Source organism: Thermodesulfobacterium hydrogeniphilum (assembly GCF_000746255.1).
GTDB lineage: Bacteria > Desulfobacterota > Thermodesulfobacteria > Thermodesulfobacteriales > Thermodesulfobacteriaceae > Thermodesulfobacterium > Thermodesulfobacterium hydrogeniphilum.
On the sequence record NZ_JQKW01000009.1, the window covers coordinates 81,940 to 106,287 of the forward strand.

At 29.7% G+C, this 24,348-nt stretch carries 30 protein-coding genes; 20 read left to right on the forward strand and 10 right to left on the reverse strand.

Annotation, left to right across the window (positions count from 1 at the left end):
* The first annotated feature begins 22 nt into the window (after positions 1 to 22).
* Positions 23 to 274, forward strand: a complete 252-nt coding sequence (locus CC87_RS05225; protein WP_038056860.1) for a hypothetical protein — start codon at positions 23 to 25, stop codon at positions 272 to 274.
* Here the strand turns inward: CC87_RS05225 and CC87_RS05230 are convergent.
* From CC87_RS05230 to CC87_RS05255, 6 genes are all read right to left on the reverse strand, one after another.
* Entirely contained in the window at positions 271 to 1,050 is a 780-nt protein-coding gene (locus CC87_RS05230) for an outer membrane protein assembly factor BamD (RefSeq protein ID WP_084222208.1), read from the reverse strand. The two genes, CC87_RS05225 and CC87_RS05230, sit on opposite strands and share 4 nt — an antisense overlap.
* Positions 1,051 to 1,052: 2 nt before the next feature.
* A complete protein-coding gene (gene trxA, locus CC87_RS05235; protein ID WP_038056863.1) occupies positions 1,053 to 1,376 on the reverse strand; it encodes a thioredoxin in 324 nt (107 codons plus the stop codon).
* A 70-nt stretch (positions 1,377 to 1,446) separates the two neighbouring features.
* Entirely contained in the window at positions 1,447 to 2,148 is a 702-nt protein-coding gene (locus CC87_RS05240; RefSeq protein ID WP_038056864.1) for a MotA/TolQ/ExbB proton channel family protein, read from the reverse strand.
* Between the two features lie 2 nt (positions 2,149 to 2,150).
* Positions 2,151 to 2,978 (reverse strand): 1,4-dihydroxy-6-naphtoate synthase, encoded by an 828-nt coding sequence (locus CC87_RS05245; protein ID WP_038056866.1) that lies wholly within the window; start codon positions 2,976 to 2,978, stop codon positions 2,151 to 2,153.
* The gene (locus tag CC87_RS05250) at positions 2,954 to 3,580 is read right to left on the reverse strand and encodes a phosphorylase family protein (protein ID WP_038056870.1); all 627 of its coding nucleotides are present in this window, start codon (positions 3,578 to 3,580) and stop codon (positions 2,954 to 2,956) included. The genes CC87_RS05245 and CC87_RS05250 overlap by 25 nt, the downstream gene beginning before the upstream one ends.
* Complete coding sequence (locus CC87_RS05255) at positions 3,573 to 3,854, reverse strand: hypothetical protein (RefSeq protein WP_038056871.1); 282 nt, start codon at positions 3,852 to 3,854, stop codon at positions 3,573 to 3,575. Before CC87_RS05255 ends, CC87_RS05250 begins: the two co-directional genes overlap by 8 nt.
* A 75-nt stretch (positions 3,855 to 3,929) precedes the next feature.
* Between CC87_RS05255 and CC87_RS05260 the strand changes: the two genes are divergently transcribed.
* Entirely contained in the window at positions 3,930 to 4,667 is a 738-nt protein-coding gene (locus tag CC87_RS05260; RefSeq protein ID WP_038056874.1) for a DUF72 domain-containing protein, read from the forward strand.
* 2 nt (positions 4,668 to 4,669) lie between these two features.
* Here the strand turns inward: CC87_RS05260 and CC87_RS05265 are convergent, their stop codons facing one another.
* From CC87_RS05265 to smpB, 4 genes are read right to left on the reverse strand one after another with little or no spacing between them, the layout of a single operon-like run.
* Complete coding sequence (locus tag CC87_RS05265; RefSeq protein WP_051920624.1) at positions 4,670 to 5,797, reverse strand: HD domain-containing phosphohydrolase; 1,128 nt, start codon at positions 5,795 to 5,797, stop codon at positions 4,670 to 4,672.
* Entirely contained in the window at positions 5,752 to 6,414 is a 663-nt protein-coding gene (mobA, locus tag CC87_RS05270; RefSeq protein WP_038056876.1) for a molybdenum cofactor guanylyltransferase, read from the reverse strand. The genes CC87_RS05265 and mobA overlap by 46 nt, the downstream gene beginning before the upstream one ends.
* A gap of 1 nt (position 6,415) precedes the next feature.
* Positions 6,416 to 9,400, reverse strand: coding sequence for an AAA family ATPase (locus CC87_RS05275; protein ID WP_038056878.1), 2,985 nt, complete (start codon positions 9,398 to 9,400; stop codon positions 6,416 to 6,418).
* A 6-nt stretch (positions 9,401 to 9,406) separates the two neighbouring features.
* On the reverse strand, positions 9,407 to 9,862 hold the full coding sequence (smpB, locus tag CC87_RS05280) for an SsrA-binding protein SmpB (RefSeq protein ID WP_038056881.1): 456 nt from the start codon (positions 9,860 to 9,862) through the stop codon (positions 9,407 to 9,409).
* A gap of 126 nt (positions 9,863 to 9,988) precedes the next feature.
* Here smpB and ppsA point away from each other — a divergent pair, with 126 nt between their 5' ends.
* From ppsA to nuoL, 18 genes are all read left to right on the forward strand, one after another.
* Complete coding sequence (ppsA, locus tag CC87_RS05285; protein ID WP_038056883.1) at positions 9,989 to 12,424, forward strand: phosphoenolpyruvate synthase; 2,436 nt, start codon at positions 9,989 to 9,991, stop codon at positions 12,422 to 12,424.
* Between the two features lie 56 nt (positions 12,425 to 12,480).
* Positions 12,481 to 12,813 (forward strand): hypothetical protein, encoded by a 333-nt coding sequence (locus tag CC87_RS05290; protein ID WP_156955586.1) that lies wholly within the window; start codon positions 12,481 to 12,483, stop codon positions 12,811 to 12,813.
* 2 nt (positions 12,814 to 12,815) lie between these two features.
* The gene (locus CC87_RS05295; protein ID WP_038056891.1) at positions 12,816 to 13,133 is read left to right on the forward strand and encodes an FtsB family cell division protein; all 318 of its coding nucleotides are present in this window, start codon (positions 12,816 to 12,818) and stop codon (positions 13,131 to 13,133) included.
* Positions 13,134 to 13,149: 16 nt separating this feature from the next.
* Positions 13,150 to 13,626, forward strand: a complete 477-nt coding sequence (ribH, locus tag CC87_RS05300) for a 6,7-dimethyl-8-ribityllumazine synthase (protein WP_038056895.1) — start codon at positions 13,150 to 13,152, stop codon at positions 13,624 to 13,626.
* Positions 13,627 to 13,648: 22 nt separating this feature from the next.
* Complete coding sequence (locus tag CC87_RS09265; protein ID WP_038056900.1) at positions 13,649 to 14,812, forward strand: phosphoglycerate kinase; 1,164 nt, start codon at positions 13,649 to 13,651, stop codon at positions 14,810 to 14,812.
* Positions 14,813 to 14,831: 19 nt separating this feature from the next.
* Entirely contained in the window at positions 14,832 to 15,605 is a 774-nt protein-coding gene (gene tpiA, locus CC87_RS09270; RefSeq protein ID WP_038056904.1) for a triose-phosphate isomerase, read from the forward strand.
* 13 nt (positions 15,606 to 15,618) lie between these two features.
* Entirely contained in the window at positions 15,619 to 16,068 is a 450-nt protein-coding gene (locus CC87_RS05315; protein WP_038057081.1) for a CoA-binding protein, read from the forward strand.
* Positions 16,065 to 16,772: a hypothetical protein gene (locus tag CC87_RS05320; RefSeq protein ID WP_038056906.1), complete on the forward strand. Its 708-nt coding sequence runs from the start codon at positions 16,065 to 16,067 to the stop codon at positions 16,770 to 16,772. The genes CC87_RS05315 and CC87_RS05320 overlap by 4 nt, the downstream gene beginning before the upstream one ends.
* A gap of 91 nt (positions 16,773 to 16,863) precedes the next feature.
* Positions 16,864 to 17,337, forward strand: coding sequence for a 4Fe-4S dicluster domain-containing protein (locus tag CC87_RS05325; protein WP_038056908.1), 474 nt, complete (start codon positions 16,864 to 16,866; stop codon positions 17,335 to 17,337).
* Positions 17,334 to 17,687 carry an NADH-quinone oxidoreductase subunit A gene (locus CC87_RS05330; protein ID WP_038056911.1) on the forward strand — a complete coding sequence of 118 codons (354 nt, stop codon included), beginning with the start codon at positions 17,334 to 17,336 and terminating at the stop codon, positions 17,685 to 17,687. Before CC87_RS05325 ends, CC87_RS05330 begins: the two co-directional genes overlap by 4 nt.
* On the forward strand, positions 17,678 to 18,193 hold the full coding sequence (locus CC87_RS05335; protein WP_038056914.1) for an NADH-quinone oxidoreductase subunit NuoB: 516 nt from the start codon (positions 17,678 to 17,680) through the stop codon (positions 18,191 to 18,193). The genes CC87_RS05330 and CC87_RS05335 overlap by 10 nt, the downstream gene beginning before the upstream one ends.
* A gap of 3 nt (positions 18,194 to 18,196) precedes the next feature.
* Positions 18,197 to 18,721: an NADH-quinone oxidoreductase subunit C gene (locus CC87_RS05340; protein WP_038056916.1), complete on the forward strand. Its 525-nt coding sequence runs from the start codon at positions 18,197 to 18,199 to the stop codon at positions 18,719 to 18,721.
* Complete coding sequence (locus tag CC87_RS05345; protein WP_038056918.1) at positions 18,722 to 19,951, forward strand: NADH-quinone oxidoreductase subunit D; 1,230 nt, start codon at positions 18,722 to 18,724, stop codon at positions 19,949 to 19,951.
* 8 nt (positions 19,952 to 19,959) lie between these two features.
* Positions 19,960 to 20,955: an NADH-quinone oxidoreductase subunit NuoH gene (gene nuoH / locus CC87_RS05350; protein WP_038056921.1), complete on the forward strand. Its 996-nt coding sequence runs from the start codon at positions 19,960 to 19,962 to the stop codon at positions 20,953 to 20,955.
* Between the two features lie 13 nt (positions 20,956 to 20,968).
* A complete protein-coding gene (gene nuoI / locus CC87_RS05355) occupies positions 20,969 to 21,511 on the forward strand; it encodes an NADH-quinone oxidoreductase subunit NuoI (RefSeq protein WP_038056922.1) in 543 nt (180 codons plus the stop codon).
* A gap of 2 nt (positions 21,512 to 21,513) precedes the next feature.
* Positions 21,514 to 22,044 carry an NADH-quinone oxidoreductase subunit J family protein gene (locus CC87_RS05360; RefSeq protein ID WP_038056923.1) on the forward strand — a complete coding sequence of 177 codons (531 nt, stop codon included), beginning with the start codon at positions 21,514 to 21,516 and terminating at the stop codon, positions 22,042 to 22,044.
* Between the two features lie 8 nt (positions 22,045 to 22,052).
* On the forward strand, positions 22,053 to 22,355 hold the full coding sequence (gene nuoK / locus CC87_RS05365) for an NADH-quinone oxidoreductase subunit NuoK (RefSeq protein WP_038056925.1): 303 nt from the start codon (positions 22,053 to 22,055) through the stop codon (positions 22,353 to 22,355).
* Between the two features lie 3 nt (positions 22,356 to 22,358).
* Positions 22,359 to 24,332, forward strand: coding sequence for an NADH-quinone oxidoreductase subunit L (gene nuoL, locus CC87_RS05370; RefSeq protein WP_051920626.1), 1,974 nt, complete (start codon positions 22,359 to 22,361; stop codon positions 24,330 to 24,332).
* Positions 24,333 to 24,348 lie beyond the last annotated feature (16 nt).

Consider the following 24,348-nt stretch of genomic DNA (forward strand, 5'->3'; position numbering starts at 1 on the left):
GAAATTTAAAAAGGAGTAAGAAATGAGATGTCCAAAATGCAATTATTTTTTTTCAGAAGAAAAAAAGGTTTGTCCTAAATGTGGAAATGATATGGGAATGGTTTTGGAAAAGTTAGGATATTTCCCTATTCCTTCAAAAGAACCATTTTTATCTATAGATGATTTTAAAGAAGAAACCCAAGAACAAATGAACTTTCAAACTGAGCAGACCTTAGAAGAACCAAAACCCAAAGAAATAGAATTTCCTTTTTCTCCAGAGGAAGGAGAAAATTAAGGAACTTTTTCTCCCCAAAAGTCTTTTTTCTTCCCTTCTCTAAGTTCTTTGGTTTCTAAAAGAGCTTTTTTATAATAGGTTAAAACCAACTTTTTTGCTTTTTGACAAGTATAAGTGTCAGGATAGTTATTTATAATATATAATAACCTTCCATAAGCAGCACGATAATATTTTATTCTATAATAAAATTTTGCTACATAAAATTCATGCTTGGCTAAAAGTTCTTTCAACTCCCTAATCCTTTTTTTTACTTCCAGTTTATAAGGATTTTGAGGGAAATTTTGTAAAAGTCTTTCATAGGTTTCAATAGCTTTTTTAGTATAAGTTTGATCTCTATCATAGGATAATTTCAATTTATAATAACAGGTGCCTATCTGGTATATAACATAAGGAATAGCTTCATTATTGGGATAAAATTTTTCAAATTCTTCATAAATAGATATAGCTTCTAAATATTCACCTTCCCAGAATTTACAATCTGCCATTCTCAATTCAGCTAATATAGATTGCGGAGTTCCTGGATATCTGTTTCTTATTTTTTTATAAGTTTCATAAGCGATGTTATAATGACCTTTAGCAAAAGCTTTTTCTGCTTCTCTTAAGAGATCATCCAGGGTTTCTTCTTCATGTTTTTTCTTTTTCTTAAAAATATCAGTTATCTGATTCTTCGTTCCAGAAGATATTTTAGAAAGAGTTCCACAAGAATTTAACACTGATACTAATAAAAATATAAAAATCAAATAAAAAAACTTCTGGAATTTATTGAGTTTGCACATTTTTAAGATAAAGCTTTATTAAGAGCATTTAAAATGGTAGCTTTAGAAACTGCTCCTACAATTATTTCTAAAGGTTCTCCACCTTTAAAGATAATTAAAGTAGGGATAGCTCTTATACCATACTTTCCTGGTGTAATAGGATTTTCATCAACATTTAATTTGCAGACTTTGATTTTCCCTTTAAATTCCTCTGCGATTTCATCAATTATAGGAGCAATAATTCTACAAGGTCCACACCAGGAAGCCCAAAAATCTACTAAAACTGGTATCTCAGATTTAAGAACCTCCTTTTCAAAATCCTGATCTGTAACTTTACAAGCTCCCATATAAACCTCCTTTTAATTTTTTACTACAATAATACAATAATTTGAAAAAACTTCAATCTTAAAAATTAATTTATTTCAAATTGCTGATAAAACCTCTTTGTAATATTAAAAGAATCTTTTTGATAGTTAGCTCCAAATTAGTAGCAATTTTTTCTTTTTTTAGTAAATAATGATTATAAGCTATTACTGCTGGAATAGCACAAAATAGCCCCATAGCAGTATTAATAAGAGCTTCAGCTATTCCAGGAGCAACAGTAGCCAAACTGGCACTACCTTTCATTCCAATATCATGAAAAGCTTTCATAATTCCCCAAACTGTTCCAAATAAACCTATAAAAGGAGCTACATTTCCTACAGTAGCCAAAAATCCTAAACCTTTATCAATCTGACTTAAAACCTGTTCTTTTTCTATTAAAGATTTTTGCATCAACTCTTTTTCAGCTAAGTTTATAGTTAAATCCATATCCAAAGCATGAGAGGTTCTCTCATTTTCAAAATAATATTCATAAATTTCTCCAAAAAAAGTTATAATTTTTTTAATACTTCTTACTAAAAGATTATTTTCCATATTTCTAACTAATTTGATAAGCGAAGGGAAGTCCTTTGTTTTATTAATTTTTTCATTAATTTCTTCTAAAGCATCCTGAAAATTCTTATACCTGAAAAAATTAGCGATTATTATATACCAACTTTGCAAACTCATAAAAAACAGAATCAAAAGCACAGTTTTCCCTACATAACCTATTTGTAAAAAAAATTTCCAGAGTTCCATACTTATCTTCTCCAGATTAGGTTTTCTAAAGGTTTTTCTATGTTCAAAAGATTTTTTAACACTTCAAGACCTTTTAAAGCTTCATCTCTTAAATCAAAAGTGTATTCATTTACATAAGTTTCTACATGATTTTTTATAACCTTTTCATCAAGTTCTTGAGCATATTTCTTTAATAGAGGTAAAACCTCCTTCAAATTCATTTTAGCCCAATTTAAACTTTCCTTAAATACTTTTATTATTGCATTTTTAGTCTTATCTGGCAGATCTTTTTTTATAAAAAATCCACCTAAGGGAATAGGAGCTTGATTTTTATTTTCCCAAAAGGCTCCTAAGTCCACCAGTTTTGTAAGACCATAATTGGAATAAACAAAACGCCCTTCATGAATAAGAATACCTAATTGTGCTTTATTTTTCAAAAGATATGGAATAATTTTATCATATCTTACAAATATCTTTTCTATTTTTCCTTGATAAAAGAAGTTAAAAAGAAAGTGAGCAGTAGTGTGTTTTCCAGGTATAGCAATTTTAAGATCAGGAAAATCTTGAATAGAATAAGCTTTATTTCCTACTAAAAGAGGACCTACTCCAAAGCCCAATGCAGAACCTACAGGAGAAAGATAATAATCAGAAAATAGATAGTTCCATATAGCAAAAGAAGTTTTTATAACAGGATATTTTCTATTGATAGCCCAATGATTTAAAGTTTCTATATCTTCAAAATGAAATTTTAATTCACCAGGAGTGGCTATTTTTTTTAATAGCAGAGCAGAGACTATAAAAACATCATTAGGACATGGAGAAAGGGCTATTTCCAGACTTGAGCAATACATTTCCAGACCTCTCTTAATATTTCTGCTGCTTTATTAAAATTCCATTCATTTTCAGGGTTTTCTAAGAGATTACTTATAATCCTTATTTCTAAAAAAGGAATTTTGCATTTTTTAGCTGCCATAGCCACTCCAAAACCCTCCATATTTTCAGCTAAAACTTCATATTTATTTTTAAAAAATAAAGCTCTTTTAACATCATAAGAGGAAGCACAGACTGTTGCTATAGGCCCTGATACAACATTAAATCCACAGAGATCTAATAAATAGATTAATTTCTCTGCATAATGCGAATCCAGCTTTAGAGAATTGCATATTTTAAGTTTTTCTGGAAGAGGTGTATAGTGAGAAGGATATTTTCTTCCAAAATCTACCCATATTTCTTCAGAAGCTATTACTATATCTCCTATATCAAGATCTGTTTCTGGATAAGCTCCAGCCCATCCTGTTAAAAAAGCTAACTTGGGTTTCTTTTTTAAAAAAATCTCATAAGAAGATAGAGCTGCCTTTATAATTCCTACTCCTATGATATTTAGATCTATATCCAGATCTTCTAAAACTCGGGCTTCATATTCTGAAGGTACTAAGACCAAAAATCTATTCACTTCTTTCTTCCTGATAGATTTCTATGTCGTCTAAATATATAATATTTACTCTTATTCCCAAATTTACAAGGTGCTGAATTAAAAAATCCACTTCATTAACTCTTATTAAATTACCTTCTGAATAAAAAGGCATTTCTAAAACAACTTGAGGAGGTTTGATATTAAGCACTTTGATCTGGATCTTAGCTGTTTCTGGAAGTCCTTTCAGGTTTTCTTTTAAAAATTTTTTAATAAAAAGTCTTAAATCTTTTTCGCTTTTAAAATTTTTAGCCACAAAATTTGCCTAACCACTTTAAAAATTTCAAAGATATTCTAACTTTTAATAAAATAAAGGTCAAGGGAGTAAGAAATGAAAAAGACAATTTATTATATTGGCACATCTGGTTGGAGCTATTATTCTTTTAAAGAATATCTTTATCCCCGGGATTCTAAACCAAGACAATGGCTTTCTATCTATGCTAAACATTTTAATTCTGTAGAAATAAATGCTACTTTTTATCGCACTCCTACTGAAAAAACTTTTAAGAAATGGTATGAAGAGACCCCCAAGGATTTTGTTTTTTCAGTAAAAGCTCCTAAAGTAATCACTCATATAAAAAAATTAAGAGATGTAAAGGATTCTCTAAAAGAGTTTTTAAAAGCTATTTCTCCTTTAAAAGAAAAAGCCGAAGTCCTTTTATTTCAGCTTCCTCCTTCCTTTAAATTTGATCCAGAGGTTATAAAAGAATTTTTTAAACTACTTTCCAAAGATTATTATAATGTGATAGAGATTAGAAATATTTCTTTTCATTGTGAAGAATTTATAGAACTTTTAAAAAAATATGAAGTTTGTCTTTGTTTTTCTGATTGTGCTGGTAAATATCCTTCATGGTATGAAGTTCAAACTACAGATTATTTATATATTAGAATGCATGGCTCTAAGAAATTATATGTTTCAAATTACGAAGAGGAGGAACTACAAGAATTGGCAAAAAAAATAAAATCTTATAATATTAAAAAAGCTTTTGTTTATTTTGATAATACAGGAGAAGGTTACGCTGTACCTAATGCTTTAAAGTTAAAAGAGCTTCTTATAAAGAATATTTAATTTTAAATTGGAGTAGGAGAAAGATCTTCATCTTTAAAATGGTTTCTAATTTCTACAATAGTATCTTTAATCTTTAAAAAGATATTTACCAGTTCAGGATCAAAATGGCTTCCGGCTTCTTTTTTAATAATTTTAAAAGCGGTTTTAACATCTAAAGCTTTTCTATAAGGTCTATCTGTGGTTAAAGCATCAAAGACATCAGCAATAGATATAATCCGTGCTAAAAGAGGGATTTTATTCTTTTTTAGACCATAAGGATAACCTGTACCATCCCATCTTTCATGGTGATAAAGAGCTACCTTTTCTGCAGCTTTAAGATATTTTATTTTAGAACCTTGTAATATTTTGGCACCTATTACAGTATGGGATTTCATGATCTCCCATTCATCTTCATTCAAATTACTTGGTTTTAGAAGGATACTATCAGGTATTCCTAATTTACCTATATCATGAAGAGGAGAACTATATTTAATGAGTTCAATTTGTTCCTGAGATAATCTCAGTTCCTCTGCAATTTTAACAGAATAATAACTTACTCTTTGAATATGGAATCCAGTATGTCTATCTCTATACTCTGCAGCTTTAGCTAAACGAAAAATTATTTCCAAAGAAAGATTTTTAATTTCTTCATAAGCCTGTTGAAGATTTAAATAAGCTTTTTGTAATTCTTTGGTTTTGCTTTCAACTTCTTTTTCCAAAACATGTTGATATGTGTTTAAAAAATCTCTATATTTTTTAATTTTAGCCAATGATTTTATCCGAGCTTTTAATTCTGGAACAAAAAAAGGTTTGGTTAAAAAGTCATCTGCTCCTGCTGAAATACCTTTTATACGAGTTTCTAAATTATTTAAACCTGTTATTAAAACTACTCCTATATCAAAAATTTCTGGATCATGTTTAATAATTTTACATAAAGAAATTCCATCTAATTTTGGAAGTAGATAATCTATTAAAGCAATATCTGGATTGAGTGTATTGATTTTTTCTAAAGCTTCTTTACCATTTTTAGCTGTAAAAACCTGATAACCTTCTAAAGATAGAATTTCTTTTATAGTATTTCTAACATTCTCATCATCATCCACTACTAAAATTTTAACATTTCTTGGATTTTCAAGCTCTGGTAAAAACATTTTTCAGCTTCTTTTAAATCCTCCCATGTATTTATGTTTATAAAATTTATTTCTTTTATTTTAACATTAATAATAAATAAAACCAAATTTTTTTCTTTTAAATAATTAAAAAGTCTGAAAAGACTTCTTTTTGTAAAGGTATTTATAAAAATTTCTATTTCTGATTTTAAAGAAAGGGGATAAATTCCAGGAAAAGGTCTTATTTTTTCTTCACCTTTGGTTACTATTAAAAAATTATGGCAAAAAATTTCTGAAAGGGTTTTAAAATAATAAATATTTTTAAGATCTATAAAAGGCTGATCTACAGCCAAGATTAATAAAGGCTCATTATCTTGAATAATTTTTAAAGCTGAAAAAATACCTGAAATAGGACCTTCTAAATTTGGATAAAGATCTTTTATAAAAATAAATTCTGTAGGTTTAATATTTTCCTTTAATAAAACAGTTTTTATTTCTTCTTCTTGTTCTCTATTTTTTACTGAAATATAAACAGGAATATCTATAAGTTTGGCTTTGTTAAAAACCCAATAAATAAGAGGTTTTCCTAATAAAAGTTTTAAAGGTTTTTTCCCTCCTATTCTTTCTCCTTTACCACCTGCTAATATAACTGGTTTCATCCTAAAATTTCTTGCATATTTTTACATAACTGCCTGAAATCTGATTTTTATAAACTTCTAAAACCACAGGAAATTTTTCCCTTAGATCTTTTAAATGAGATATTATTCCTATTATTCTTCCACTTTGATGAGCAAGGTTCAATAAAACATTTACAACCTTTTCTAAGGTGCTTTCATCTAAACTTCCAAAACCTTCATCTATAAAAAGGGATTCAAAAGGTTTATTACGAAATAAATATAAGAGTACATCAGAGGTTCCCAGGGCTAAGGAGAGGGTTGCTAAAAAAGATTCCCCTCCAGAAAGGGTTTTAGCTTCTCTTCTGCTTCCTGTATAATGATCAAACACCTCCAAACTTAATTTTTTGTGTAAAACTTTATCTTCTACAAATTTATATCTTCCAAAAGAAAATTCTTTGAAATAATAATTGGCTCGCTTTAAAATGAATTTTATATAAATAGAAAGCACAAAAGAATGAAAAGAAATTTTTTTACTATTTCTTCCTATAATTAAATTATAAATTTTTTCTAATAAAGGAGTCTCATCTTCCAAAATCTTTTTTTCTTTTTTAATTTCTTCCAAAGAATTTAAAATTTCTTTAAGCTGATCAAGTTCGCTTTGCAGACTTCCTATTTGATAATGTAATTTGCTTAAAGAGTTTTCTATTTCTGTTTTTTGATTTTTTAATTCATTCAGTTCTGAGGAAAGCTTTTTATAATTTAATCTGGTTGGGGTTAATTTTTCCAATTCTGCTTTAATTTCTTCTAAATTTTTTTGAGTTCTCTCTAATTCTTGATAAAAAATTTGTATTTCTTCTTCAAATTCAGGTATTTTTGAAATAAGTGAAATATAACTTTTAAGCTCTTTTATAGAAGAAATTACTCCAGATCTTTTAAGTTCACATAGTTTAAAAAGATTTTCTTTATACTCATATAGCCTTTGATTTAAAAATTCTTTTGAATTTTTAAGTTCTGTTTCGGTTTTGATTTTCTCTTGTTGTATTTTTTGAAGATTTTTTTCTATTTTTGTTTTTTTATTTTCCCATTCTAAAATCTCTTTTTCCAAAGTTGTAATATAGATAGATATTTTTTCACAATCTAATTTTAGGTCTTTTAGTAAGGATTGGATTACTTCTAATTGTCCTTTCAAATTAGCTTCTTTTGCTTTTAATTCTTCTATGTTCTTTCTTTCAATTTCTTCTTGCTTTTCCAGTAATTTTAGCTGATTTTTAAAATTTTCTATTTTTTCTTCTAAGTCACCTTCTGGATCTTTTTTAATTCTAATTTTTTCTAAAACAACTTTAAATTTAGAAAGCTCTTTTTCCAATTCTTTAAATTTTAAGATAAGTTCATCTTTTTTTAAATTTTTCAATTCTTCTTCCAGATGGTCTAATTTTGCTTTAATTTGAAAAAAATGTTTTTGAACTGTTTCTAAATCATTTTTTTTCTTTAATAACTCTTCTTCAATTTTTTCCAGTTTTTTTTGAAAATTTTTATCTGGTTTTATAGGATCGGGATGATGAAGAGAACCACAAACAGGACAGGGTTTTCCATCTTTTAAAAATTTAGCCAGAGATTCAGCTCGATTTTTTATTTCCAACTCTTTTTTTAAATTTTCAAGCTGATTAAATTCCTTTTGAAGATTTGCTAAAATTTTTTCTACTTCTGTTTTTTGATTTTTTAAATTTTCGTATTTATTAAAATTTTTTATAAATCTTTCTATTTCATCCTTTTCTTTAATTAATCTTAAAGCCTTACTTAATTGATCCTTTTTTTCCTGGGTTTTTTCTAAATTGTTTTTTATTTTATTTATCTCTTCATTTAATTTTTTCAATTGTTGAATTTTGCTTTCTAAAGCAATACTCACCTTTTTTAAATCTTTTTCTAAATCAATTTTTTGTTGAAGTTGTCTTTTAAGTTCCTTAAGTTTTTGCAGTTTGATTTTCTTAGTTTCTATTTCTTTTTCATTTTCAAGAAGTTTCTCTAACTTTTTATTAAGAAGAATTAAATTATTTGAAAGCTCTGCAAGACTTTTATTTAAGACTTTTCTTTTAATATGAAGATCTTTTAAATTTTTCCAGAGATTTTTAAGATTTTCATAATAATTTAAATGTTCTTTAATAATTTTTAGTTTATTTAAAAGTTCCTTTTTATTTTTTATTTGTTCTTCTTTTGATTTTAATTCTTCAAATTTTTTAGAAAGATCTTCAAATTTTTGATAAATCTGGATTAAAAACTCACGATTTTTAATCTTTTCTTCCAGATTTTTTCTTTTTAAAAGAAGTTCTTTTTCTAAGACTTTAGCATTTTTGAGTTTTTCTTCTTTTTCTAAAATTTTTTGATTTAACTCTTTTAAACCAGAAACTTGGCTAATTTTTTGGAGATCTTTTTCTCTTTCTTTTAAAGATTGGTATTTATTTTTTAAGTCTTTTAACTTATTTTTTAGAAATTCCTCTATTTGGGAAAAACGAAAGGTTTCAAAGATAGTTTCAAGAAGTAATTTCCTTTCTTTTTCATCTGCTAATAAAATTTTTCTATATTCACCTTGAGGAATTAAAAAGACCTTTTTAAATTGTTTGGCATCAAGACCTAAGAGTTCTTTTATTTTGTTTTTAACTTCTGTTTTTTTACTTGAAAAGAGAATATCTTCTATCCAAAGGTTTACATTTTCTGGTCTTCCTTGAAAAGAAGGACGTCTCAAGATTCTATAAATTTTTCCGTCTAAAAAAAATTTAAAATCAATTTCAGGATAAATACCTGAACGATTTTTGAGGTAATGAGAGATTAAATCTGCAGGAGTTCGTCCTTCTATTGTTCCTTCACCATAAAGAGCATAGAGTATAGCATCAAAGATAGTGGTTTTACCAGCTCCTGTTTCTCCAGAAATTAAAAATAGTCTATTTTCTATAAGAACTTTAAAATCTTCTTCAGAAAGCTCTAAATTTAGATAAGGACCAAAGCCTTTTATAGAAAGATAAAGCGGTCTCATTAATTTCTATTTGATTTTATATTTTCTTCCCATTTCTCTTTCAAGATCTCTTTTTTTAATATCTTCTCTTCTATCATATATTTTTTTACCTTTAGCTAAAGCTAACTCAACTTTCGCTAAACCTCTTTCATTAAAGTATACTTTTAAAGGAATAAGAGTATAACCTTTTTCTTGCACCTTTCCAGCCAATCTTTTTATTTCTGATTTTTTTAATAAAAGTTTTCTTGTGCGGGTAGGATCAAGTTTTTGGGCTTCTCTGCTGTGGGGATAAGGACTTATATGAAAATTGTATAAAAAAACTTCGCCATTAACTATTCTGGCAAAGCTATCTTTAAGATTAGCTCTGCCAAGGCGTAGAGATTTTACTTCACAACCAAGAAGCTGTATGCCAGCTTCATAAGTTTCTTCTATATTATAAAAATGATAAGCTTTTTTATTGGTGCATACTATTCTTTCAGGCATATATTAAAAATAACACATTTAATAGCTAAAGTCAATTTTTGCCGCCTTGACAAGAAAGATAAGTTTGCTATTATCCTTTTATATAGGGATATTTCTATTTAAAATCTTTTAAAAAGGAGGCTCACTATGAGCAGTTCTAAGCCTTTTATAATCTGGTTTGATCAAATTACCTATAAAGATGTCCCATTAGTAGGTGGGAAAAATGCCTCTCTTGGAGAAATGTATATTAAACTTACAAAAAAAGGTATAAAAGTTCCCTATGGTTTTGCTGTTACTGCAGAAGCTTATAAATATTTTATAAAAGAAAATAGTCTTGATAATAGAATAAGAGAAATCTTAACAGGTCTTGATACTCATAATGTGGAAGATCTTCAAAAGAGAGGTAGAAGGATTAGGAATTTAATTCTTAGAGCTAAAATGCCTAAGGATTTAGAAGAAGAAATTAAAAAAGCCTATGCTAAATTAGAAGAAAAGTATGGTAAACATACAGATGTAGCTGTAAGATCTTCAGCTACAGCAGAAGATTTACCTGATGCTTCATTTGCTGGTCAGCAAGAGACCTATCTTAATATCAGAGGAGCAGATAGTGTGATTAAAGCTGTTCAAAAGTGTTTTGCTTCTTTATTTACAGACAGAGCTATTTCTTATAGAGAAGATAAAGGTTTTGATCACTTTTCTGTCTATTTATCAGTAGCTGTCCAAAAAATGGTAAGAAGTGATATGGCTTGTTCCGGGGTTATGTTTACTTTAGATACAGAAAGTGGATTTAAAGATGTAGTTTATATTACAGGTTCTTGGGGATTAGGAGAGGCTGTTGTTCAAGGGAAAGTTAATCCTGATGAATATTATGTCTTTAAACCTACCTTAAAACAAGGATTTAGACCTGTTTTATCCAAAAAATTAGGAGCTAAGCAAATAAAAATGATTTATGGTCAAAGTAACAGAGCACCTATAAAAACTGTCAGAACCACTAAGGATGAAAGGCTTAGATTTGTATTGTCTGATGATGAAATTTTAAAACTTGCTAAATGGGCTGTAATAATTGAGGAACATTATGGAAGACCTATGGATATTGAATGGGCTAAGGATGGAGATGGAAAAAATGTTGGAACAGGAGAACTCTATATTGTTCAAGCCCGTCCAGAGACAGTTCATGCTACAAAACAACAAAAATATTATGAAATTTATAAATTAAAAGGAGAAGGAAAAGTTATTTGTACAGGTAAAGCTGTAGGAAGCAAAATTGGTCAAGGGAAAGCCAGAGTAATTCTTAAACTTGAAGAAATTGCCGATTTCCAGCCTGGAGAGGTATTAGTTACTGATATGACTGATCCTGATTGGGAACCAATTATGAAAAAAGCAGCAGCTATTGTTACAGATAGAGGAGGAAGAACATGCCATGCTGCTATTGTTTCAAGAGAATTGGGAATTCCCTGTATAGTTGGAACTGAAAAGGCTACTCAATTAATTAAAAATGGAGATGAGATTACAATAGATTGCTCTCAAGGAGAAGTAGGAAGAGTTTTAGAAGGTTTGGTACCTTATGAAGTAGAAAGAATAGATCTAAGTTCTATACCTCAAACAAAAATCAAATTGATGATGAATGTAGGTATTCCAGAACAGGCTTTTTCTCAGGCCCAGATCCCCAATGATGGAGTTGGTCTTGCACGTATAGAATTTGTTATAGGTTCTCATATAGGAATTCATCCATTGGCTTTATTGGAGTATGAAAAATTAAAAGAACTTGCTAAAAAAGATAAAAAAATAGAAAAAGTAGTAAATATTATAGAAGAAAGGGCTTATAATTATGAGAGAAAAGCGGATTTTTATGTAGATAAGTTAGCTCAGGGTGTGGCTATGATAGCTGCTGCGTTTTATCCTAAGGATGTAATAGTAAGATTTTCAGATTTTAAGAGTAATGAATATGCCAATTTAATAGGAGGGGATTTATACGAACCTGTAGAGCATAATCCTATGCTTGGCTGGAGAGGAGCATCTCGTTATTATGATCCCAAATTTGAACCAGCTTTTGCTTTAGAATGTCAGGCTATTAAAAAAGTAAGAGATGAAATGGGATTAACCAATGTAAAGGTAATGATTCCATTCTGCAGAACCCCTGAAGAAGGTAAAGAAGTAATAAAAGTTATGGAAAAGCATGGTTTAAAGCAAGGAGAAAATGGTCTTGAAATCTATGTGATGTGTGAAATTCCAAGCAATGTTATTTTAGCTGATAAATTTGCTGAAGTATTTGATGGTTTTTCTATAGGATCAAATGATTTAACTCAATTAACTCTTGGTTTAGATAGGGACTCAGAATTAGTATCTCATCTATATGATGAAAGAAACCCTGCTGTTAAAAAATTAGTAGCTGATGTTATAAAAACAGCTAAACAATCAGGTAGAAAAGTGGGAATATGCGGACAAGCTCCCAGTGATTTTCCTGATTTTGCAGAATTTTTGGCAGAATGCGGAATAGATTCCATAAGTTTAACTCCAGATACTATTGTAAAAACAAGGCTTTTAATTGCTAAAAAGGAAGAAGAACTTAAAAATAAAAAGTGAGACAGAAATATTTATTAGTTTTGTTAATTTTTTTTATATTATACCCTTCTATAGTTTTGGGAAATATTAAAATAGGGGTATCTCCTGTAAAAATAGGGGGATTCCCTAAATGTTTAACTAAATCTTACCAAGAAATTAATTTGAAGGGAGAAAGAAGACCATTTTTATCTAAATTTAATCCTTTTAGTAAAATTTTAAATTTTATTAGCAATTTATTTCAAAAGAAAAGAGAATTTGATATAAAAATTCCCATACCACCTCCGCCTCCGCCACCAGATATAGCAATTCAATCTTTACCTCAACCTCAAATTCAATCCAAATTTGAAATTTATTTTAATCAAAAAAAAGTATATAACAATACTACAAATTCACCTTGGCAGTGGTTTTAACCATGTTTAAAGATTATCAGCCTCATATAATTATTAAACCTTATAAAAAAAAGAAAAGAAGTAAGATAAAAAAATTTTTATTAGGCATTCTGGTAATAAGTTTTATTTTAACTCTTTCTGTTTATATAGGTTTAAACTTTTTAATAAAAAGTCAGGTTAAGAATATAGAAGAATTAAAGCAAGAGAATAATTATTTAAAAAAGGAAATTCAAAAATTTTCCAGTTCTGACAAAGCTTATGACGAGATTTTAAGGACTAAATATGGATATATAAAAGATGGCGAAAAAATAATTATTTATTCACGAACTTCAAAAAAGTAAGAAGGGGGTATTTCTTATGAATTATCCAATTTTAGAGGGATTTTTTGAAGGAGAAGAGGTAAAAATTGGAATAGTTATAAGTAGATTTAATGTATTTATTACTCAAAAATTATTGGAAGGTGCTTTAGATACTTTAAAAAGACACAAAGTTTCTGAAGGGAATATTTATATAATTTGGGTTCCAGGGGCTTTTGAGATACCTTTAGTAGCAAAGAAATTGGCTCAGACTCAGAAATTTGATGCTGTTATATGCTTGGGAGCTATTATAAGAGGAGCTACTCCTCATTTTGAATATGTAGCAGCTGAAGCTTCTAAAGGGGTAGCTCAGGTTATGTTAGAAACAGGAGTTCCTGTTATTTTTGGAATTTTAACCACAGATACTATAGAACAAGCTATAGAGAGAGCCGGAACCAAAGCAGGGAACAAAGGAGCTGAAGCAGCTTTAAGTGCCTTAGAAATGATAAGTTTACTTAAAAAAATTGAAAAAATTTAAAATCTTAAATAGGGGGGTAAGTATGAAAACTATAAGGGATTTTGATTTGAAAGGAAAAAAGGTTTTTATTAGAGTAGATTTTAATGTTCCTTTAGAAAATGGTAAAATTGTTGATGATACAAGAATAGTAGAAAGCTTATCTACTATAAATTATGTTATTCAATCTTCTGGCAAAGTTATACTTTGTTCTCACTTAGGAAGACCAAAGGGTAAAAGATTACCTGAATATTCTTTAAAACCTGTTTATGAATATTTAAAAAATGTTTTAAAAGCGCCTGTTAAATTTTTAGAAGATATAACTGGAGAAGAGGCAGAAAAAATTTTAGCAGAGCTTAAAGATGGAGAAGTTCTTTTATTAGAGAATGTTAGATATTATGAAGGAGAAACTAAAAATGATCCCGAATTTGCCAAGATTTTAGCAAAGTTTGCAGATGTTTTTATAAATGATGCCTTTTCTGTTTCTCACAGAGCTCATACCTCGGTGGTAGGAATAGCGCAGTTGGTAAAGGAAAAGGGTATAGGCTTTCAGATGGAAAAAGAATTGAAATATCTTTCTAAAATTGTAGGAAAACCTGAAAGACCTTTTTATGCAATTGTAGGAGGAAGTAAAGTTTCTACAAAAATAGGAGTTTTAAAGAGTTTGCTTAATAAAATAGATAAATTGATAATTGGTGGGGCTATGGCAAATACCTTTTTAGCTGCTAAAGGTTACTCGGTAGGTAATTCTTTTGTGGAAAAAGAATACATAGAAATAGCTAAAGAAATAATAAAAGAAGCAAAAGAGCAAGAGGTAAAAATTTATCTTCCTGTAGATGTGGTAGTAGAAAGAGATGGAGAGGCAAGAGAAATAGGATTAAAAGAGGTTTTAGAAAAGGATAAAATTTTTGATATTGGAGAGGAAAGTGTTAAATTCTTTTGTGATAGTTTAATGGGGGCTAAAACCTTAGTGTGGAACGGACCTCTGGGATATTTTGAAAAAGAACCTTTTCATAGAGGAACTGTTGCAGTAGCCCGAAAAATAGCAATTTTATCCTCTATTACTATAGCAGGGGGAGGAGATACTATATCTGCTATAAAATTAGCTGGAGTAGATACAGCTTTTTCTTATATTTCTACAGCTGGAGGAGCTTTTTTAGAATATTTAGAAGGTAAAGAATTGCCAGGTCTTGCAGTTTTAAAAAGTTAACCTTTTGGAGGAGATAGAAATGAAAAAATATCTAATGGCAGGTAATTGGAAAATGCATAAAACCTTTAAAGAAACTACAGAATATTTTGAAATATTTTTAAAAGGACTTGCTGAATTTAATTTTTCAGATAGGGAAATTATGATAGCACCGCCTTTTACAGTTCTTGCTCATACCAGAAAATTAACTGAAGAGAGCTTTATAAAATTAGGAGCACAAAATGCTTGTTGGGAAGAAAAGGGAGCTTTTACTGGAGAAATTTCTCCTGTAATGCTTAAAGAGCTTGGGGTAACCTATGTTATTTTAGGTCATTCTGAAAGAAGGCATATTTTTGGAGAAACTAATGAACTTATTGGAAAAAGAGTAGGAGGAGTTTATAGATACGGTTTAATACCTATATTATGTGTAGGAGAAACCTTAGAAGAAAGAAAGTCAGGTAAAACCTTAGAGGTGGTGAAGACACAATTAATAGAAGGATTAAAGGAACTAAAAGAAGTAAAAGGAAATGATTTGGTGATTGCCTATGAACCTGTTTGGGCAATAGGAACCGGGGTTAATGCTACACCAGAGCAAGCAGAAGAAGTACATGCTTTTATAAGAAAGAAATTAGAAGAAATATATAATAAAGAAATTTCAGAAAAAATAAGAATTCTTTATGGAGGTAGTGTAAAACCTGAAAATATAGCAGATTTAATGAGGCAACCCAATATAGATGGAGTTTTGGTTGGAGGAGCTTCTTTAGATCCAGAAAAATTTATTAAAATTTGTACTATCCAAATTGAAAAAATTTGTTAAAGGAGATATTTTTATGGAAGAAGCCTGTGTTTTACCAGACTATTCTCAAATTCCTCCTGATATTTTAGAAATATCAAAGAAATATAAAAAGATAGCAATAGTTGGAGTAAGTCATAAACCAGAACGACCCAGTTATATGGTTATGGAATATTTATTAAAAGAAGGTTTTGAAGTGATTCCTGTTAATCCTATAAGAGAAAAAATTTTGGGACAGAAGGTTTATCCATCTTTATCTGAGTTGCCTAAGAATTTTAAACCAGAAATAATTGTTATTTTTAGAAGACCTGATAAGGTTTTGCCTATTGTAGAAGAAGCCATTAAACTTAATCCCAAAGTAATATGGATGCAAGAAGGAGTTGTTAATGAAGATGCTAAGAGATTAGCAGAAAAAGCAGGTATAAAAGTGGTTATGAATATGTGTATCAAAAAAATACATCAATTAGGTAAAAGTTTAGTTAAATGAAAGATGAGATAGATCTTTATAACGAATTTGAAAAGCTTAGAAAGGTTTTAAACAGAGATAAATTTGCTTTATTTGATTTACCACTTTTCAACATAGTAAAACTTATCAAAAATATATCTTCATCTAAACTTTTTAATGATATTTTTTTAGAGTTTATTATAAAACTCTCAGAGGCATTTTATTGGAAAAGTTGTTTACTTTTAAATATATCTTTTGAAGAGCCTGAAGAAAAGGATATAGAAAAAGTTAAATATTCAAAGGAATTTAATTATTTTAAAGCTTTATCCTTGGATAGAATTCTTTTTGATAAAATTTTTGTTCCTGAATTTCAAAAGGATAGTATAAATGGTCTAAATTTTAAAGATGAGTCTTTTAATAGGGGTAGTATTAATGACCTTATAAAGGCTCTTTTACCTCTTTTAGAAAAAGAGGAAATGAAAATACAATTTTTAGAAAACTTTTCAGAAATTTCTATAGACTATTATATAGAAGAAATCCAGGAGTATATGAACAATAAAGGTTCTTTTACTTTTAAAGAATTTTTGAAGGAGAGAGTTAATACTTTTGAAAGGGAAGAGTTTTTATTAAAAGTTGTTTATTATTTTTTGGCTTTGCTTTTTCTTTGTTTTTATAATTACTGTTTTTTGGTACAAAATAATGATAAAGAAGACATAATTATATTTATTAGTAAAAAATGGAAATAGATTGAATTAGTGAAATATTTAACAAAACCTTGATCTGAAAGTTCAAAAAAATAAAATCCTATTAGATAGAAAAAAGTGAGGATAGGATATCATGAAAAAGTATAAAATAAAACATAATCCTGAGAAATGTAATGGTTGTCAAGAATGTGTAAAAGCTTGTGCTACTAATCATGGGGGGCTTAATAATTGTGATATATATGAGGTAAAAGGAAAGTTTTATTATTTTTCCTGTTTACAATGTGGTAAACCTCAATGTGCTGGTGCATGTCCAGTAGGAGCTCTCAGAAAAAATGAAGTAGCAGTTATTTTAGAATTAGAGCGGTGTATAGGTTGTAAGAATTGCATAGAGGCCTGTCCTTTTGGAGTTCCTAAATATAATGAAAATTTGGGCAAAATTAATAAATGTGATTTATGTGTAGATAGAGTTAAACAGGGTAAGTTGCCCTATTGTGTAGAGGCTTGTCCTAATCAGGCTTTAGAAGTAGTATTTGAGCAACCAAAGCCCAAACCTAAACCAAAAGAAGAAAAGAAATCAGAGGAAAAAAAGGAGGAAGCAGCTAAATGAGTATATATCAAGGATTTTTTATATTTGCTTTTATTCTTTTAGCACTTGGTGTAATTTTGGTAGTTGTTAATAATTTATTGGCACTTAGAAGGCCATACAAAGAGAAGTTGATAGCTTATGAATGTGGTCTTGACCCTTCTGGGGATACAAGAATACCTTTCAGGATCAGGTTTTATCTTATAGGTTTGCTTTTTTTAGTCTTTGATGTGGAAATAGTATTCCTTTATCCTTGGGCTATAGTATTTGATCATCTTGGTTTATTTGGTTTTATAGAAATTTTTGTATTTATGATAATGCTTTTGGTAGCATATATTTATGCTTGGAGTGAAGGAGCATTAACATGGGAATAGAAAAATCTACTGTAGAAATAGCACCTGGTATTAGGCATATTCCTGGAACTCCTGTAGTTATAAGTCCTATTGATAAGATTATAAATTGGGCGAGAACAGGTTCTCTATGGCCTGTAACGTTTGGTTTAGCTTGTTGTGCTATTGAGATGATGGCTACAGGAGCAAGTCATTATGATTTGGACAGGTATGGAATAATTTTTAGAGCTACGCCTCGTCAGGCGGATGTTTTAATTGTAGCTGGAACAGTTACTAAGAAAATGGCTCCTATGGTAAGAAGGGTATATGATCAAATGCCTGAACCTAAATATGTTATTGCTATGGGAAGTTGTGCTTGTTCAGGTGGTGTTTTTAAGACCTATTCTGTTGCTCAGGGAGCGGATCAGTTTTTACCTGTAGATATATATGTTCCTGGTTGTCCTCCAAGACCTGAAGCTTTACTTTATGGTTTGTTGCAGCTTCAGGAGAAGATAAGAAGGGAAAGTAAAAAATGGGGTTGCTGGAGATAATAAATGAGTGGATGGATTAATAAATTAAAAGATCAATTTTCTTCTGTGGTTTTGGAAGTGCAGTTGGATAAAGATTATCCAACTGTAATTTGTAATAGAGAAGGATTTTTAGATTTAATAAAACATTTGAAAGAGGAAAAGGGGTTTACATACCTTATAGATCTTTGTGGTGTGGATTATTTAAATTATAAACACAAAAAATTTGAAGAGCGATTTGAGGTAGTTTATCATTTATATAATTTAGATACAAAAGAGCTGATAAGGTTAAAAGTGAGAATCAAAGAGGATGATTGTTGGCATTATTCAGTTACACCTTTATGGAAGACAGCTAATTGGTTTGAGAGAGAAGTATATGATATGTTTGGTATTAAATTTGAAGGACATCCTGATTTAAGAAGGGTTTTAATGCCTGAAGATTGGGAAGGATATCCTTTAAGAAAGGATTATCCTCTTTATTTAGATGAAGAACAAGAGTGGGCTGTTTATAAAGGATTAGTAGAAAAAACAAAAATGGAGAGAGGCAAATAAATGAGTTTAGCATTAGAGATTAATAAAAAGCAGTTAAACGAAGATAGTTGGGAAGAGCCTTATTTTATAAATATGGGGCCTCAACATCCTTCAACTCATGGGGTGTTGAGGCTTCTATTGCAATTAGAGGGAGAAACTATAGTTGGTTGTGATCCAATTATTGGTCAACTTCATAGAGGCGTTGAAAAGCTTGCCGAAAATTTAAATTATAATCAGGCTATAGTTTTAAGTGATCGTTTGGATTATATAGCTTCAGCTGCTAATAATATAGCTTTTGCTCTTGCTTTTGAAAAACTGATGGGTCTTAAGGTTCCGAGAAGAGCAAGACTTATCAGGACTATAGTTTGTGAAATGGCAAGAATCTGTAACCATCTTCTTTGGTTAGCTACTCATGCTCTTGATATAGGGGCTATGACGGTATTTTTATATTGTTTCAGAGATAGAGAGTGGCTTTTAAATATTTTTGAGAAAATATGCGGGGCAAGACTCACTCATACTTACGTAAGAGTTGGTGGAGTTAGATTAGATTTTACTCAGGAAATTATAGACGATTTATATAAATTTACAGAAGAATTTCCTAATAGAATTCCTGATTATGAAACTTTGATTGATATTAATAGAATTTGGCTAAAGAGAACCAAAAATATAGCAGTAGTTTCAGCAGAGGAAGCGATTAATCTTGGATTAACAGGTCCTTGTTTAAGAGGTTCTGGAGTTCCTTATGATGTAAGGAAATTTAGGCCATATGATGCTTATGATGAAGTAGAATTTATAGTTCCTACTGGTAAGAATGGTGATACTTATGATAGATACCGTGTAAGAATGGAAGAGATGAGGCAATCTAATTATATTATAAAACAATGTTTGGATAAGCTTCCTGAAACAGAGGGAGAGCCTATTTTAGCAGAGGGTGCTCCTGATCTTTTAATGCCTAAAAGGCTTAAAGAACCCAAGCCGATGCCTGTTCCTAAAAAGGGAGTCGTTTTTAGGGGAGCAGATAAACCTATAGTTCCTGTAGGAGAGGCTTTTGCTGCTATAGAGTCTCCTAAGGGAGAATTATCTGTTTATGTAGTAAGTGATGGTTCAAGTAATCCTTGGAGATTAAGGATTAGAACGCCTTCTTTTGTGCATATTTCTGCTATACCTGAATTAACAAAAGGACATATGATAGCAGATTTAGTAGCTATTATAGGAACCTTAGATATAGTTTTAGGGGATTCTGATAGATAGGAGGCAAGATGATTGAACAATTGTTAAATCTATTAAATATAGAAATTGTAAAAGTTATATTGGCAGCAGTTATAATGGTTGCAGTGACTTTATTACATGTAGCATATTTAACTTATGCTGAGAGAAAGATAATAGCACGTATGCAGCAAAGGCTTGGTCCTAATAGAGTAGGTCCAAGGGGGCTTTTACAGCCTTTTGCAGATATGTTAAAATTAATATTTAAAGAAGATGTAATTCCTAAGGCTGTAGATAAACCTACATTTTGGGTAGCACCCTTTATTTCTTTGGTTTGTGCAGGAGCAGGAGTAGCTCTTATACCTATATGGAAAAATTTTGTTTTAAGTAATATCAATGTGGGTCTTTTATTTATTTTAGCTTTAAGTGGTCTTGGATCTTATGGAATACTTTTAGCTGGTTGGTCTTCTAATTCAAGATATGCGCTTTTAGGAGGTTTAAGAGAAGGGGCTCAGGTAATAAGTTATGAAATTGCTATGAGTTTAGCTCTCTTGAGTGTGGTATTGATGGCAGGTTCTTTTAATTTAGGAGATATAGTAAATGCTCAGCTTAATTCACCTTTTAAAATTTATCTTATACCTCAAATTATTGGATTCTTTGTTTTTATGATTTCTGCTGTAGCTGAATGTAATAGAACACCTTTTGACTTGCCAGAAGCTGAACAGGAATTGGTAGCTGGTTATTTTACAGAATACAGTGGAATGAGATTTGCTTTATTTTATTTAGCTGAGTATGCTGGAATGATAGTAATGAGTGCTTTAGCAGTTACCTGTTTTTTAGGTGGGTGGGCTGGTCCTTTTGATATTCCTTATATACCATTCTTTTGGTTTTTCCTAAAATTCTATTTTATTCTATTTTGTTATATATGGATTAGAGCTACTTTACCTCGTTATCGTTATGACCAAGTAATGGGATTAGGTTGGAAAATATTAATACCTTTGGGTTTAGCTAATGTATTTTTAACAGCTATTTTCAAATTAATCTTTTAAAAGAGGTTATAAGATGAGTTTAATAAGGAAGGTATTTTTAACAGAAATTCTTCAAGGTTTAGCGCTTACTCTTAAGAAGATGCTTTTTGCCAAGCCTGTTACTATAGAGTATTATGATAAAGTTAGACCTAAGCCTTATTCTGGATTTAGAGGAAGGCATGCTCTGGTTAGAGATCCAGAAACAGGAGATACTTTATGTGTAGCCTGTTTGAGGTGTGCTAAAGTTTGTCCTTCTCAGTGTATTCATATAGAATATGAAGTTGATAAAGAAAAGGGCAAGAGGAAAGTTACCAAATATGAAATAGATGCTTTAAGGTGTGTATTTTGTGGATATTGTGAGGAGGTTTGTCCTGTCAATGCTATTGTTTTAACAGAATATTATGAATATATAGGATTTACAAGAAGAGACCTTTATTTTGACAAGGAAAGACTTTTAAAAAATTGGGATGAATTTATAGCTAAAGAATCAAGACCTTATTTGAATCCTTTTTGGAAACCAAGAGGTATTCCTGAAAAAAGATTACCAGTTAAAAAACGTCAATTTACAGGAGTATAAAAATGAATTGGGATTTAGTTATATTTTATTATTTAGCTTTTGCAATGGTAATATCAAGTATTTTGGGTGTACTTTCTAATAATCCTATATATACTGTTTTGTTAGTTTTGGTAATGATTGTTCATCAAGCTTTTTTACTCCTAACCTTAGGTTCTGAATTTTTAACAGCTATCCAGATTATAGTATATGCTGGTGCGATTTTAGTTTTATTCCTATTTGTTGTATATTTGATAAATTTAAGAAAAGAGACTACACGGAGCATTTTTGTAAGAAGATGTTCCTTAGCTTTGATAATATTTTTGATATTTTTTGGTATGTTTTTTACAAATTTAATGCTGGTATTTAGAAATAAGCCATTTATTCAAGCTTATTTACCTTTTAATTTTAACGAAAAGGCTTCAGATGTTTGGTGGATAGCAAATTATTTGTTTAAAAATTATCTTTTACAGTTTGAAATAATAGGAGTTATTTTATTAATTGCTGTACTTGGGTCAGTCTTTTTAATTAGAAAAGTTAAAAGTATTAATAATTAGGAGGTAAAATGCTTGGTTTAACTCACTATACTACTTTATCTATTGTATTATTCCTTATAGGACTTTTTGGTTTTATCCTTAGAAGGAATCTTATTGTGATGTTGGTATCTTTAGAAATAATGCTTAATGCTATTATTATACTTTTTGCGAGTATATCTCATTTTACAAAAGATATTAGTGGATATATTATAGTGTTTTTTATAATAGCTATGGCTGCTGCAGAAACTGCTATAGGATTAAGTTTAGTTGTTTTAATTTATAAAAAATTAAAAACAGTTTATTCTGATGAAATTACAAATTTCAAGGGGTAAAGTATGCTTGAAAAATCATTTGAAGTAATGACAAATTTCAATATTTTTGTATTTTTAATACCTTTTTTACCTTTAGTTGCAAGTATTATAACTTTAATTTTTGGTAAGAAATATTTCAGAGACAAATCACATTTTTTACCTGTTTTGGCTTTATTTTTAAGTTTTCTTTTATCTATTAAAGTTTTAATAGATGTGATAGGTGGAAAAATTTATAATTTTGATGTATATACATGGATTTTTGCTTCTCATTTGAAAGTGGGATTAGGATTTTTGATTGATCCCTTATCTGCTTTAATGGTTGCTATGGTTGCATCTTTATCTTTTCTTATTCATGTTTATTCAATAGGGTACATGAGTGGTGATCCTGGATATTATAGGTTTTTCTCTTATATTTCTCTATTTACCTTTTTTATGTTTATGTTGTGTATGAGTAATAATTTAGCTCAGCTTTATTTAGGATGGGAAGGAGTTGGACTTTGTTCTTATTTACTTATTGGTTTCTGGTATGAGAAAAAGAGTGCTGCAGATGCAGGTAAAAAGGCTTTTATTGTTAACAGAGTAGGAGATTTTGGGTTTGCTTTAGGTATATTTATGGTTTTTTATTATTTAGGAACTTTATATTATCATGAGATTTTCCCTAAGTTACCAGAAATTTCTCATTCATATTTGAATATTTTAGGTTTAAAGGTTTATGTTCCATTTTTAGCTTCATTTCTTTTATTCTGTGGAGCAGTTGGTAAAAGTGCTCAATTTCCGCTTCATGTTTGGCTTCCAGATGCTATGGAAGGTCCTACTCCTGTTTCAGCTTTAATTCATGCTGCTACTATGGTTACAGCTGGTGTTTTTATGGTATGTAGACTTCATCCTCTTTTTGAATTATCAAATGCGATGATGTGTATAGTTGCTTTTGTTGGTGCATTTACTTGTTTTATGGCAGCAACTATTGCTCCTACTCAATTTGATATAAAGAGAGTAATTGCATTTTCAACCCTTTCTCAACTTGGTTATATGTTTATGGCTTGTGGTGTGGGAGCATTTATAGCAGGTATGTTCCATTTGTTTACTCATGCTTATTTTAAAGCTTTATTATTCTTAGGAGCTGGTAGTGTTATACATGCTCTTCATCATGCTCCTGATCCTAATGATATAAGAATAATGGGTGGTCTCAAGAAATATATGCCTGTTACTTTTTGGACTTTTCTTATTGCAAGTTTATCTATTTCTGGAATTCCCGGTTTTGCAGGATTTTTTAGTAAAGATGAGATATTATCCCAGGCTTATTTTTCTCAATATTCTTGGGGTAAAATAATTTGGTTTATAGGTTGGGTAGTGGCTGCTATGACAGCTTTTTATACTTTTAGAGTAGTTTTTAGGGCTTTTTATGGAGAGTTTAAAGGAAAAGATGTAATTCATGGTTATCCTCATGAATCTCCTAAGGTAATGACTATACCTTTAATTTTCCTTGCTATAGGTGCTGTAATAGCAGGTTGGATAGGAGTTCCTGAAGTTTTAGGTGGAAATAATTTAATAGAGAAGTTTTTAGAGCCTGTATTAGGGCATCCTAAGGTTATTCATGAAATTCCTCATTCTACAGAATACTTACTTATGGGATTATCAGTTCTTGCTGGATTATCTGGAATCTTTTTAGCTTGGTTAGTTTATATAAAGGTTCCTGCTTTAGAAACTGTTTTTTCTCGCAACCTTAAACTTCTTTATACATTTTTATATAGAAAGTGGTGCTTTGATGAGTTGTATCATTTAATAATTATAAGACCTGTTTTATGGACAGCAAGATGTATTGTATCTAAGATATCAGATAACTTTATTATTGAAGGAATTGTAAATGGTAGTGCAAGGCTTGTAAATATAGTTGGTACAGGATTGAGATATTTACATACAGGAATAGTTAACTATTATGGTAGCTTTGTTTTACTTGGTGTGATTATTTATATTATACTTTATTTATATTTAAAATAAAAAGTTTGAAATAGGA

Coding starts and splice junctions, on each gene's coding strand:
- CC87_RS05225 (WP_038056860.1), top strand. CDS start 23: ATGAGATGTCCAAAATGCAATTATTTTTTTTCAGAAGAAAAAAAGGTT.
- CC87_RS05230 (WP_084222208.1), bottom strand. CDS start 1,050: ATGTGCAAACTCAATAAATTCCAGAAGTTTTTTTATTTGATTTTTATA.
- trxA (WP_038056863.1), bottom strand. CDS start 1,376: ATGGGAGCTTGTAAAGTTACAGATCAGGATTTTGAAAAGGAGGTTCTT.
- CC87_RS05240 (WP_038056864.1), bottom strand. CDS start 2,148: ATGGAACTCTGGAAATTTTTTTTACAAATAGGTTATGTAGGGAAAACT.
- CC87_RS05245 (WP_038056866.1), bottom strand. CDS start 2,978: ATGTATTGCTCAAGTCTGGAAATAGCCCTTTCTCCATGTCCTAATGAT.
- CC87_RS05260 (WP_038056874.1), top strand. CDS start 3,930: ATGAAAAAGACAATTTATTATATTGGCACATCTGGTTGGAGCTATTAT.
- CC87_RS05265 (WP_051920624.1), bottom strand. CDS start 5,797: ATGTTTTTACCAGAGCTTGAAAATCCAAGAAATGTTAAAATTTTAGTA.
- mobA (WP_038056876.1), bottom strand. CDS start 6,414: ATGAAACCAGTTATATTAGCAGGTGGTAAAGGAGAAAGAATAGGAGGG.
- CC87_RS05275 (WP_038056878.1), bottom strand. CDS start 9,400: ATGAGACCGCTTTATCTTTCTATAAAAGGCTTTGGTCCTTATCTAAAT.
- smpB (WP_038056881.1), bottom strand. CDS start 9,862: ATGCCTGAAAGAATAGTATGCACCAATAAAAAAGCTTATCATTTTTAT.
- ppsA (WP_038056883.1), top strand. CDS start 9,989: ATGAGCAGTTCTAAGCCTTTTATAATCTGGTTTGATCAAATTACCTAT.
- CC87_RS05295 (WP_038056891.1), top strand. CDS start 12,816: ATGTTTAAAGATTATCAGCCTCATATAATTATTAAACCTTATAAAAAA.
- ribH (WP_038056895.1), top strand. CDS start 13,150: ATGAATTATCCAATTTTAGAGGGATTTTTTGAAGGAGAAGAGGTAAAA.
- CC87_RS09265 (WP_038056900.1), top strand. CDS start 13,649: ATGAAAACTATAAGGGATTTTGATTTGAAAGGAAAAAAGGTTTTTATT.
- tpiA (WP_038056904.1), top strand. CDS start 14,832: ATGAAAAAATATCTAATGGCAGGTAATTGGAAAATGCATAAAACCTTT.
- CC87_RS05315 (WP_038057081.1), top strand. CDS start 15,619: ATGGAAGAAGCCTGTGTTTTACCAGACTATTCTCAAATTCCTCCTGAT.
- CC87_RS05320 (WP_038056906.1), top strand. CDS start 16,065: ATGAAAGATGAGATAGATCTTTATAACGAATTTGAAAAGCTTAGAAAG.
- CC87_RS05325 (WP_038056908.1), top strand. CDS start 16,864: ATGAAAAAGTATAAAATAAAACATAATCCTGAGAAATGTAATGGTTGT.
- CC87_RS05330 (WP_038056911.1), top strand. CDS start 17,334: ATGAGTATATATCAAGGATTTTTTATATTTGCTTTTATTCTTTTAGCA.
- CC87_RS05335 (WP_038056914.1), top strand. CDS start 17,678: ATGGGAATAGAAAAATCTACTGTAGAAATAGCACCTGGTATTAGGCAT.
- CC87_RS05340 (WP_038056916.1), top strand. CDS start 18,197: ATGAGTGGATGGATTAATAAATTAAAAGATCAATTTTCTTCTGTGGTT.
- CC87_RS05345 (WP_038056918.1), top strand. CDS start 18,722: ATGAGTTTAGCATTAGAGATTAATAAAAAGCAGTTAAACGAAGATAGT.
- nuoH (WP_038056921.1), top strand. CDS start 19,960: ATGATTGAACAATTGTTAAATCTATTAAATATAGAAATTGTAAAAGTT.
- nuoI (WP_038056922.1), top strand. CDS start 20,969: ATGAGTTTAATAAGGAAGGTATTTTTAACAGAAATTCTTCAAGGTTTA.
- CC87_RS05360 (WP_038056923.1), top strand. CDS start 21,514: ATGAATTGGGATTTAGTTATATTTTATTATTTAGCTTTTGCAATGGTA.
- nuoK (WP_038056925.1), top strand. CDS start 22,053: ATGCTTGGTTTAACTCACTATACTACTTTATCTATTGTATTATTCCTT.
- nuoL (WP_051920626.1), top strand. CDS start 22,359: ATGCTTGAAAAATCATTTGAAGTAATGACAAATTTCAATATTTTTGTA.